Source organism: Schlesneria paludicola DSM 18645 (genome assembly GCF_000255655.1).
In the GTDB taxonomy this organism is placed as follows: Bacteria; Planctomycetota; Planctomycetia; order Planctomycetales; family Planctomycetaceae; genus Schlesneria; species Schlesneria paludicola.
Genome location: NZ_JH636434.1, coordinates 2867467 through 2878544 on the forward strand (window position 1 = coordinate 2867467; position 11078 = coordinate 2878544).

Consider the following 11078-nt stretch of genomic DNA (forward strand, 5'->3'; position numbering starts at 1 on the left):
TGCCGAAGTCGCCCCAGCGGGCCCGATCAAGACGACTCGCGGGTCACACCGTGACATTGTCGTCGCGGAGGCGCGCCTGGAACTCTAGTTCCACACGCACGAGACACAGCGATGCGACTTCGCCAGGCAAGACGTCTTGTGCCCGTTGCGATTCGACGACAACCGCGATCCCCAGCCCGTTTCCAATCGAGAAATTCGCCCCAGGCACTGTCGAGCCCAGAAACTTCGCGACAGAGACCACTGTCGGCTCATTCGAAACACCAAACGTCGGACGGAATGATTCGCTCGCCAGTTCCTGAATCTCAAGCGGCGTCTTGTCCTGGTTGGAGAATCGAAACAACACCAGGCGACAGCTCAACACTTTATGGAACCAACGATCAAACACGTCTGGCGACGAACCGTCCCCGTCGACGAACGCCTTGAACAGGTAGTGGCCGCCACGCGCATTCCGGATTTCTTGGGACAGCACCATCTTCGAATTCGCCGGGACAGCGACGGGCACAATTCCCGCCGCGTTCAGCACGCTCATCCGCACTCCCGCATTGACTCCCCCAGTTGCCGTCACAGGTTCGGTGCGAACTTGCATCCCGTTTTCTGCCAACGGTACGGCACGCCAGCCTTTTGCTTGCGAGACCGGTGTGACCGGAATCAATTTGCCCGATGCAAAATCCGTATCGACGATCGGACTGGAATCCAGCGGGGGAACAAGCGCCTCATCGCCGGTCGCCGCACATCGCAAACTCGTCGCAGGTTCTGTTCCCAGTAGTCGATAGAGCGGTTCACCCTTCGTGAGGGGATGAGGTCGATTCGTCAAATCGTGGAACACACTGTCGTGCGGAATCCCCAACAGGTGATAAATCGTCGCCGTGAGATCATGCGGCCGGATGGCGTCTGCAATCGGATACGCCCCGTTGCGATCGCTGGCACCAAAGACTTGACCGCCTGAGATGCCGGCGCCCGCCAGAGCACAACTAAAGACGGGCCCCCAGTGATCGCGGCCCCCCACACGATTGATCTTCGGCGTCCGGCCGAACTCACCGACCGCCACAACCAGAGTCTCGGAGAGCAACCCGCGCGAGTCCAAATCATCGAGCAGCGCCGCGAACGAAACATCAAACACGGGACAAAGAAAATCTTGCAGACGTTCTGCGTTCAACGCGTGCGTATCCCACATCGGATTATCGACGGCCGAATCACCCGGCTCACGCAACCAGTTGACATGAACCAACCGTACCCCCGCCTCGACCAGTCGCCGCGCCAACAGACAACTCTGCCCCCAGGTATTCCGGCCATACCGATCCCGCAATGCCTGCGGCTCTTGTGACAGATCGAACGCGGCTTTCGCTTTGCCCGAGGTAACCAGTTCCATGGCGAACGTCGACAGCTTGTCCCAATTCCCCTGATTCGACTGCCGCTCGATCTCGTGAATGCGACGATTCAGTTGCCCCAAGAGTTCCGCACGACTTGTCATCCGCGGCGGTGGCAGATCCACGGGCAGACTAAGCCCCTCCACGCGATACTGATCGGACGCGGGGTCGCCGACAAATCGCTCAGGGTCCCACATGGATCCCAAAAATCCGCCCGTTTGCCCGGCCGGCGTCACGTTGTCGTTCAACCGCATCATGTCGGGCAGCCACACACTCGACAGCGCCGGCAGTCGTTCACTCGGCTTCAGCATCTTGACGACCGACCCCAGATAGGGCCAATCGGTCGGCTTAATCTGCCGCGCACTGCCGGGCCCATAGGGATACCCCGTCAGAACCCAGTAACCGCTCACGTCGTGGTTGTTATCGTCGGTCGAGAGCGAACGAATTACCGCCAGCTTGTCGGCGCGCTGCGCGGTTCGCGGCAGCAGTTCACTAAACTGGATTCCGGGGATGTTGGTCTGAATCGGACTGAACGGCCCCCGAATCTCCCGAGGCGCATCGGGCTTGGGATCAAACGTTTCGTGCTGGGGCGGACCACCCTGAAGCCAGAGAAAAATGACATTCTTGGCCCGGCCGAACATCGTCCCCGACAGCCCCTTCGTCAAATCATTGACGTGCGGTACCGCCTGCAAAGGACGCGGCGCCAACAGGTCGGTCAACGAGAGACCGAGCACCCCCAACCCACCCACGCGCAACCACTCACGACGAGGAATCCCGTCACATAACCGAGTCTGTCGATCGAGAAACGAGAGCATGGTGACTGACATCCCCTGCCTGACTGGTCGTGCACACCGTCAACGTCTCAATGCCGAGATTCCGCGCCCCGGCAGTATATCCCGATGCCCCCAGACTTCGAAATCCTCAACCTCCCGACACACCCAATTTTTCCTCGTCACACTCCCCTCCTTGCCCTCTCGTTGACCCCTCGTTACCAAGCTCCCGCTTGGTAACGCCTCCCGCAAACCGCCCACAGACACCGGGGACTGGCTCATTTTCCCGCAGCAATCAGAAGACCTGCCCCAGTCGAAGCACCATGAATTCCAATCCCCCGGGAAATTGTGCCCGGCCCCCTCTCTTCGGCTCCGATGCCAAGCTCCCTCACTTCCTCGTTACGTGTCCCTCGTTACCAAGCTCCCCGGCTTGTTGATTTAGTTGAAATTGCTGAAGTTCCCTCGTTGTCAAGCTCCCGCTTGGTAACGCCTCCTCCCCCCCACGGATACCGGGCCCCCGCCTCGCTTCGCCCCATGCAGGGTTCACAACCTATTCCAAAAACAGATGGCTCCGCCGAGCTCAAACATCACCTACACCTCATCATTACCCATACCCCCGCCCCGTTCTTGCATCAGCCGTCAAACCTGAAACCTTCGTCGAAATGTTGTCGCCGCCCTCGCAACCCCGGTATATTCCTGCAGTCCCCCCAACCGCCTGCGAAGGCCCCTCGCTTCACACTCAGACGCAACGCAAACTCACCCCGCGAGCCCTCCCTCAAGGAATTCCCTCATGCGATTGATGATAGCCGTCTGCTCGATCATGCTCGCCGCCCCCACCGTCTGGGCCGGCAATTGGACAAACTGGCGAGGCCCTCATTTCAACGGCGTCGCGGATGGAAGCGGCTATCCCATCGAGTGGAGTGACAAGCAGAATGTCGCCTGGCGCATCAATCTCCCGGGACGCGGTTCGTCGACACCGATCGTCTGGGACAATCAAATTTTTCTAACCTGCGGAATCGACGAAAAAAACACGGTCCTCGCTTACGACCTGCACGGCAAACAACTCTGGAGCACGACCGTCGGAACAGAAAAGCCCGGCAAACACAAGAAAGCCTCGGGCAGCAATTCCTCCTGCGTCACGGATGGTCATTCGGTCTTCGCCTATTTCAAAAGTGGTGATCTGGCGAGCATTGATTTCACCGGCAAAACGCTCTGGACCATCAACCTGCAAGAAAAGTACGGCAAAGATACCCTGTGGTGGGACCTGGGAACCTCACCCGTCCTCACGAAAGACAACTGCGTCATCGCTGTGATGCAGACCGGCGGCTCGTACCTCGTCGCGATCAACAAAGAAAAGGGCACTGAAGCCTGGAAAGTCGATCGCAATCTCGACGCCCCCGAAGAAGCCGCTCAAAGCTATTCGACGCCACTGGTCGTTGACGAGGACGGCAAAGAAACCTTGATCGTCCTCGGCGCAGACCATGTCACGGCCCATCGCGCCGACAACGGTGCCGAAATCTGGCGCGTGGGTGGCCTGAATCCCTCGCAAGACAAATACTTTCGTTCCATTGCCTCACCCGCTGTGCTCGACGGCATCGTCGTGGCCCCGTACGCCCGCGGCGGAACCGTGACGGCCATCAAGCTCGGTGGACATGGCGACGTGACCAAAACCAACATCGCCTGGCAGACCAAGGGCGACGGACCCGACGTTCCCACCCCCGCTGTGGCGAACGGTCGCGCGTACATCCTGAGCGACAAAGGGATGCTGACCTGCGTCGATCTGAAATCCGGCAAGAAAATCTGGTCCGGACAAGCCGAAAAGAACCGCCACACCTTCAGCTCGTCCCCAATCCTGGCCGACGGAAAAATCTTCATCACGCGCGAAGATGGCAAGACGTTCGTGCTGGCCCAGGGCGATGAATTCAAAGTCCTCGCCGCCAACGAACTCAATGGAGCTCAAACCGTCGCCTCCCCGGTACTGGTCAACGGCCAGATCCTGCTCCGCACCGACACCCATCTGTACTGCATCGCCAGCAAATGATTTCAAGCGAACAGGTCACCCCGATGCCCCTGCAGCGATCAGCGGGGAACGTGCGGCCTATCGCTTGGATTTGGTGTCCATCAGCGGGACGACATAATAGGGCTGACCATTGAATTGCCGCTGCTGCCAGCTTTTGGGAACCGCCTTGGAATCAGGAGCGGGCACGGAACCAATCGCGATTTGAGGGTTCGTCTCCAACTGACGCACCTTTTCCTCGAGCTCAGCGACTTTCTTGTTCAGGTTGGCGAATTCGGCTTTGAGTTCCGAAATCTCATTCCCCGCCGGTTTGGCCGCCTCGTCATCCATGCCTCCTGCCAAGCCAAACGAGAGGACAGACACCCCCACCACGAACACCATGAGCATCGAGAACTTTCGCACGTTTCCACTCCTTGCACCAAGTTAAAATCGCGGGAACTGGCTCCGCCAAAACCCACACAAGCCATAGCGCCGCAAACGCCCAAGTGCCTGTCCACCGATTTCCGAAATAACGGGGACTGGCCCCACCCAATTCAATCACGCCAGAACGTCACAAACGCCCAGGTGCCTGTCCCCTTTATTTCGGGACCGCGACGGAAAACAGCTTAACCCAGCCTAAGACGCCCAAGAAACGAAATTCGTTCCTGCATCGCTCAGGATCCCGGAAAAATCGTCAAAAGCCGAATTCTCGCTACCCAGCTCCTCCAAATGCGCGCGACGCCGCTCCGAAATCGCGTGACGATTGAGCCCCTCCACGACGTCGCTCGTGCCACCATCGGTATCAATCCGTACGGCGAGCATCGTCAAAAATCGAGTCCTCATCAGGATTTCCGACACATCGCCCGTTCTCGATGCCGAATTCACATCGAATGAGTTTCGCTCACTTGCGTTAACCCCGTTATCCGTTAGACTTTTGGCCCGGGCACCCCTAGCTCAATTGGATAGAGCATCGGTCTACGGAACCGAAGGTTGCTGGTTCGAGCCCAGCGGGGTGTATCTGAAAAAGGGGACTGGCTCCGCAAGGTGCCGGTCCCCTTTTTTCGTCTTTGCCTTTCGTTCACCAAGCCCCCAATCGCGGCATTCGGTTTGAACGTGGAGCCTCTCGCCTTCACTCGCGCGACATTGCCGACATTCTCCAATCCCGGCGGCACGTCCTAAAAACCGGTTGCCCAAAAAAGGGGGACTGGCTCCGCCAGGTGCCTGTCCCCCTTTTTTGTCCGCCTTCCTTCTTCCGCTTTAATCCGATCAGCACCACATGCTTCGCGCCAACTAAAGCGGCGGCAACTGCAGCTTGCGAATGATATGCATGGGCAGGAAGAGGTGATGAGGATCGTCGGACAGGCTGAGGAATCCGTACCGTTCGTAGAAACATCTTGCAGACGGGTTGATGGCATCCACTTCCACGGCCCTGATCCCGATCTTCGCGGCGAGATATTCCGCTCGGCGGAGTGCGTCGATCAGCAGAGACTCGCCCAGCTTCCGTCCCTGTACGGATCGATCGACCGCCAAACGACCGATCAACACGACGGGCATGTCGATCTGCGGTAGCCCCTTCGCCTGATCTGCAGTCAAGGATTCATAGATCACAGTGTGGTTCGAGAGGGCATAGTATCCTTTGACCAAATTGCTGCCGGTCTCCATCAGCACATAGGTCCGAGCCAGATCCTTCTTCTCGAACTGACTCACCTTTGTTGTGAGCCAGTCGTTCAACATGGGAATCCCGCAATTGAAGCCAGACCTGTCGTGCCGCATCCGGTCGAAAGGTTCGATGATCCAGGACGAGACTGGCGATTTAGCCACGGAGTTTTCCGTAACGACGGGCTGCGGCTTTGAGTGCTGCGTTCGGTTTCGCGTCCGCGGCGTCCAGTGCCCGCAGGAATTGGTCACGATCCCGATTCGTAAGACGCGTGATCTGAGCGTCCTGGAGCACCTGCCGGGCTTCGCGAACGACTGTGGAGATCGCAAACTCACTGACAGTCTGCCCCAAAGCGGAAGCCGCCTCTTCGATGGTCTGCTTCAATTCACTCGGAAGCCGGACATTGATCCGCGCATCATTTCGGGAGAGACTTGCCATGAATCCTGCCTTACCAGAGAGGAGCACGCGTGTGGCCAACTGCCACACAGATTACTCCCCCGAATATTGTGAGTCAATCTGACGTACAGCGATCACGGCCGCTCACTTGCCTCATCCCCTCCCCAAAAAAGGGGGACTGGCTCCGCCAGGTGCCTGTCCCCCTTTTTTGTCTTCTAGTTTTCTGCTTTTGTCTTCGCCTTCGGTCTTCGCCTACCCCCATCATTCCAACCCAACAGCACCCCCATCCACCCCCAACCGAGGCCGACCGCGCGGCCGCAAAGACGCCTCAAGCCCAAGCTGCTCCGCCGTCACTCGGTTCCAATCCGCATCTCCAAACGGCGTTCCCCGCTCAACACTCTGCCGGATCGCCGTCAACTCCGCGTCAGTCTCAATCCCATTCACGAATCGCGTCCACTGATCCGATTTCGTCACCGGCCCTTCCGACAACAATCCTTCTGGACCGCTCCGTGCTGTCGGGTTGAGACTCGACCATTCCCAATCCTGACTCCGTTCCACCAGATTTGCCCGCAACGGATTCCGTTCGACATACCGCAGCACGGTCAGGAAATGATCATCCGCCTGAATGGGAAACGCCTTAAACCGCCCCTGCCAGACATGGCCACTTCCGTCGTAATGAAGGTGATATCGACGAACATGCGACGTCATCAGCCACTGCATCCATCGACTGAGATCACCGTCACCATGGGGCCACAGGACGAGATGGAAATGATTGGTCATCAAACAATAACCAACAAGCCGCATCGGCACCTTGTCGTGCGCCTCGCGCATCAACTTCACGAACGCCGAAAAATCCCCATCTTTATGAAAGACATCACGCCGCCCATTTCCTCGATTGAGGACGTGATACACATACCCACCCTGCGAAGCTCGCGCGGTTCTTGCCATCCCATCACTCTACCCACCCAGTTCCCCAACGCCCACGTTTCCCTCCCCAAAAAAGGGGGACTGGCTCCGCCAGGTGCCTGTCCCCCTTTTTTGTCTTCGCTTTTCTCGCCTCCTCGCCTTTCTTCATCTTCGCCCGCCAATAACGCCCACCCACAGCCGCCGCGCCTTGCATATTCGTGACCTCGGCATCCACCCCCCTCGAATTCTCTTTTCAACCACCACCACCTTTGTGATACCATCATCCCCACCTCTGCAATCCACGGACCATTGAAGTCCGGGGAACACGCACAATTCCCCGGTTCCTTGGAATCCGCAGCACATCGACCAGAGTCACCCTTTCCTTTATCGCGGAAAAATGAGCCAGTCCCCGTAACTTCAACGGGTTGTTCTTACCGGAGCATCACACCATGGCACAAAAACAGACTCTTGCCGGACACCTCAGAACCTGGTTGCTCGTCGTATGCACCTCATGCCTGGGAATCGCTCACGGCAATGAGACCGTCACCGTGAAGGGCAAGATTGAAAAGGTCGACCTTTTCGAACGCACGATCAGTGTCGCCGTCCCCGGCCACGAGAAGCCCATTGACCTGGAACTGACTCGCAAGACAAACATCATTTCCAAGGCCGTGACCGTTGGCCCCGACGCCATCAAGCCGGGCAGTGACGCCATCGTCAAATACAATTCGAAACTGATGGTCGCGTCATCAATCGAGTTCGGCCCGAGGCTGGACGTCTTGAATCTGGAAGAACTCAACAGCCCCCACAAAGACTTCGCTCCCTGCGTCACGTCCGATGGCTTGGAGATTTTCTGGGCGAGCGAGACGGTGGGCCGAAAATCCATCTATTCCATTTGGTCGGCACGACGGAAATCGACTGACACGCTGTTCGGCGACAAGAAACAGTTGTTTTCAGGACAAGCTCCGGTCTTGAGTGCCGATGGACTCGAAATGCTGTTTCGAGATTCCGACTCAGACTCCATCAGTCTTTCGACGCGGAAGAGCCGAACCGAGGACTTCGGACGACCGGTCGTCGTGCCGTCCCTCTCGTTTCCCGGACTCGATCCGACGCCGAGCTGGCTGACCGTCGACGGCCTGACGCTGTATCTCGACCTGGCAAAAACAAATGCGAAGGATGTAAAGAAAGATGCAAAAGAGTGTTGGGTTGTCACACGTGATTCGCTGACATCAAACTGGAATCCGCCCACGCTCGTTGAAGTCCGCTTTGCCGAGATGCCACAGGATTTTCACTTCGATGTGGCCACCAGCACGCCAGACAATCTCCGCCTGTTTTGCGTGTCCAATCACGGGATGGGCATTCTCAGCCGCATTGAACCGGCGGGTCCCTTCACGCAATGGGATGAGATCCATTTGACCGCCCCGAATGGAACCCCGGTGCATTGCATGAAGCACCAATACGTTCCCGCGACCCGCGAACTGTTTCTGTCATCGAATAACCTGTACGCCGATCCCGCCACGAAGCGAAAGCGGTGGGGCGACTTGTGGGTCATCAAAGACTTTCAGCCGCCCGTCGGCATTTCGCAAAAATAACCCGCAGGCGTGTGATTGAGCCCTTCACAAGCCACCAACGCCCGCCACCCCGTCTTGCCGCGAAAAAAGGGGGACTGGCTCCGCCAGGTGCCTGTCCCCCTTTTTTTCTTCGCTTTTTCTCGCCTTCCTCTTCGCCTTTCTTCGTCTTAGTCTCCCCAGCCCCCAACAACGTCACCCCCGACGTCCACACAAACGGTCGCAGCGACTGGCGTATTCGTGACCTCAGCATCGACCGCGGCCTGTTGAAGTCAGGCGAACAGGCACAATTTCCCGGTTCCTCGGAATCCGCGGTACATCGGCCAGAGCAACCCAACCCTTTCCTTCACCGCAGGAAAATGAGCCAGGCCCCGGCGTGTGAACGGTGACCTCACTGCTCTTCCGTCAACAGCGACTTGGTGCGAGCACTGAAGAGAATTCGCGTTCCATCTTTGGACCAGCAGAGATCCTCCTTGTTGACCCCAGGGGCGACATCCACTTTCTGGGGCTTGGATTTGCCATCGACGGCGACGATGTATATGTCGTTCCCCTCGTTGTTGCGTCGAACCGCATAGGCCACGGATTGCCCATCGGGCGAGAAGATCGGGAATTCCATGGGGCCATCGGCCAATTTCACCAATGAGTCTCTCGCCCCGTCGGGTGCCATGGTGACAAGCTGGATCTCTTCGCCGACTTGAATCACCGCGAGCACCTTTTTTCCGTCCGGCGACCAGCGAATCGGTACACGGTGACTGTATTCGTCCAAGAAGGGAGTCGTTGTCTTGGTCTCGATTCCGACTTGCAGATGCGAGACCGGCCCCCCCGTGAACGCGCAGATGACAGACTCACCGCTCGGATGCCACCGAGGGTACTCGCCATCGCCGAGTCGAACGGCATCGCTGCCGTCCGCGTTCATCATCCAGACACCTCGTTCAAAGTTTTTGGGGTTCATCACACAGACTTCAAACGCGATTCGTTTCCCATCGGGCGACCAGGCCGGACAGTTTCCACAATCCAAGTCTTCAATCTGACCTTTCGTCGCCCCCATCACATGCATCACGAGCACCCGCGCATTGCGGAAGAGCCCGAGTGTGGGCGTGGCATCAAACATCAGCTTTCGGCCATCCGGCGAGAAATCCGGCGAACCAAAGGCCACAAACTCAGGACAGGATTCCTGAGGCACTTCAATCCGCAGCCCGGTCCCATCAATGCGGAAGGAATAGATCAAGCATTCATCGGCACGCGCAGTGATGGCGAAGCTCGACAAGATGATCACAATCAGGAACTGCATGCGCCCGAGCCAATTCATGACCGTCTCCCGTCGCGTCGCCAAAACCGATGAGCAAGCTCGCGAAGAACCACCCCAATTTAAAACATTCTGCCTTGAAAACAAACCACACCAGTTTCCGCAGCCCCCCGAAAAAAGGGGGACTGGCTCCCCCAGGTGCCTGTCCCCCTTTTTTCTCTTTTCGGGAGCTCGCCTTCGCTGTCTCGCTTTCTTCGCGTGGCCCCCGTCATCCACCCCGACAGCATCACCTTCAGGAATGAACCTAGACCTTCCTCGCCGCCGGTGGAAGCTTCGCCATTTCAGAATGGTAAATGGGAAACTTTTGGCCGTAACGCTTCACGACGGATTGGACGAGCGACAAGAACGTACCTTGGCCAAAGGGTGAGACGTACACGCTCTCAATCAATGTATCGAGATTGACGGGGATATCCCTCCCCGTGGGAAAAGCGGACCCAGTCGGGGCGTCCAGGTCAACAATTTCTTCGTCGTCATCATCGCTTACCGGATAGACAATAGCTCTCAACTCCCTCTCATGCTCGAAATGATTGCGTTTGATGAATACCGTCGAAAAACCTTCTTCATCGTCAAGGTTCTCTTCTTCAAAGTTGATGTATTTCACCATGCCCACATCGATTTGAAGGCTGCGGTTGTTATTGAAGCATTCGTCCAATCTCTTGTAGCTAGATCGAATTGCGATGCCATCGCCGCTTTTACAATAGAGCTTCCACATAGCATCCGATTCATGATCACTCACGTGCCAGCAACTGACGCAGGTGAGCATTGCAAACATGTCGTGAGAAAATGTCGGGCACTTTCCCAACACGGAATTTGAATCGCGATATTTCTTTGCTAATTTTTCAAACAAACGTCGAGGAACCGTTCCTTCAAATGGATCTGAAAACTGATCGGGTCTTGAGAAATGGAGGCATTGAGTTTCGAGAAGCGACACAAATTGAGCGAAACCCACATACCGCCAGATCGTGACATTGCCGCCGTTGGGTAGTGGCACGAGTCCACCATTGATATCGAACATGATGTGTCTCGGTTGGAAACCAGTTCTGTCATGCGGGGAGATAAAAGGGTGTTCATCCTCCGCTTGGATAGACACCAATAACACCAAATTGCACCAATTC

9 protein-coding genes and 1 tRNA gene are annotated in these 11078 nt (G+C 57.0%); 3 read left to right on the forward strand and 7 right to left on the reverse strand.

Annotation, left to right across the window (positions count from 1 at the left end):
* Window positions 1–43 precede the first annotated feature (43 nt).
* Window positions 44–2182: a DUF1501 domain-containing protein gene (locus tag OSO_RS0114200; protein WP_010583939.1), complete on the reverse strand. Its 2139-nt coding sequence runs from the start codon at window positions 2180–2182 to the stop codon at window positions 44–46.
* A 745-nt stretch (window positions 2183–2927) separates the two neighbouring features.
* On the opposite strand from OSO_RS0114200, the gene OSO_RS0114205 reads away from it, so the two are divergent.
* Window positions 2928–4178: a BamB-related PQQ repeat family beta-propellar protein gene (locus OSO_RS0114205; RefSeq protein ID WP_010583940.1), complete on the forward strand. Its 1251-nt coding sequence runs from the start codon at window positions 2928–2930 to the stop codon at window positions 4176–4178.
* 57 nt (window positions 4179–4235) lie between these two features.
* Here OSO_RS0114205 and OSO_RS0114210 read toward each other — a convergent pair whose 3' ends face one another.
* Window positions 4236–4556: a hypothetical protein gene (locus OSO_RS0114210; protein ID WP_010583941.1), complete on the reverse strand. Its 321-nt coding sequence runs from the start codon at window positions 4554–4556 to the stop codon at window positions 4236–4238.
* Between the two features lie 520 nt (window positions 4557–5076).
* On the opposite strand from OSO_RS0114210, the gene OSO_RS0114220 reads away from it, so the two are divergent.
* Window positions 5077–5150: transfer RNA gene (locus OSO_RS0114220), tRNA-Arg, on the forward strand.
* A gap of 273 nt (window positions 5151–5423) precedes the next feature.
* Here the strand turns inward: OSO_RS0114220 and OSO_RS0114225 are convergent.
* The 3 genes from OSO_RS0114225 to OSO_RS0114235 form a co-directional block, all read right to left on the reverse strand.
* Window positions 5424–5954 carry a GNAT family N-acetyltransferase gene (locus OSO_RS0114225; RefSeq protein WP_010583943.1) on the reverse strand — a complete coding sequence of 177 codons (531 nt, stop codon included), beginning with the start codon at window positions 5952–5954 and terminating at the stop codon, window positions 5424–5426.
* Window positions 5947–6228, reverse strand: a complete 282-nt coding sequence (locus tag OSO_RS0114230; protein WP_010583944.1) for a type II toxin-antitoxin system TacA family antitoxin — start codon at window positions 6226–6228, stop codon at window positions 5947–5949. Before OSO_RS0114230 ends, OSO_RS0114225 begins: the two co-directional genes overlap by 8 nt.
* Window positions 6229–6447: 219 nt before the next feature.
* A complete protein-coding gene (locus OSO_RS0114235; protein ID WP_010583945.1) occupies window positions 6448–7134 on the reverse strand; it encodes a transposase in 687 nt (228 codons plus the stop codon).
* 407 nt (window positions 7135–7541) lie between these two features.
* Here OSO_RS0114235 and OSO_RS0114245 point away from each other — a divergent pair, with 407 nt between their 5' ends.
* A complete protein-coding gene (locus tag OSO_RS0114245; RefSeq protein WP_010583947.1) occupies window positions 7542–8681 on the forward strand; it encodes a hypothetical protein in 1140 nt (379 codons plus the stop codon).
* A 367-nt stretch (window positions 8682–9048) separates the two neighbouring features.
* Here OSO_RS0114245 and OSO_RS0114250 read toward each other — a convergent pair whose 3' ends face one another.
* The gene (locus OSO_RS0114250; RefSeq protein WP_010583948.1) at window positions 9049–9966 is read right to left on the reverse strand and encodes a TolB family protein; all 918 of its coding nucleotides are present in this window, start codon (window positions 9964–9966) and stop codon (window positions 9049–9051) included.
* Between the two features lie 241 nt (window positions 9967–10207).
* Window positions 10208–11053 carry a DUF2971 domain-containing protein gene (locus OSO_RS0114255; protein ID WP_157605186.1) on the reverse strand — a complete coding sequence of 282 codons (846 nt, stop codon included), beginning with the start codon at window positions 11051–11053 and terminating at the stop codon, window positions 10208–10210.
* Between the last annotated feature and the right edge of the window lie 25 nt (window positions 11054–11078).

What these genes read in the sequence shown, in the direction of transcription:
- OSO_RS0114200 (WP_010583939.1), bottom strand. Translation starts at nt 2,182, where the DNA reads ATGCTCTCGTTTCTCGATCGACAGACTCGGTTATGTGACGGGATTCCT.
- OSO_RS0114205 (WP_010583940.1), top strand. Translation starts at nt 2,928, where the DNA reads ATGCGATTGATGATAGCCGTCTGCTCGATCATGCTCGCCGCCCCCACC.
- OSO_RS0114230 (WP_010583944.1), bottom strand. Translation starts at nt 6,228, where the DNA reads ATGGCAAGTCTCTCCCGAAATGATGCGCGGATCAATGTCCGGCTTCCG.
- OSO_RS0114235 (WP_010583945.1), bottom strand. Translation starts at nt 7,134, where the DNA reads ATGGCAAGAACCGCGCGAGCTTCGCAGGGTGGGTATGTGTATCACGTC.
- OSO_RS0114245 (WP_010583947.1), top strand. Translation starts at nt 7,542, where the DNA reads ATGGCACAAAAACAGACTCTTGCCGGACACCTCAGAACCTGGTTGCTC.
- OSO_RS0114250 (WP_010583948.1), bottom strand. Translation starts at nt 9,966, where the DNA reads ATGAATTGGCTCGGGCGCATGCAGTTCCTGATTGTGATCATCTTGTCG.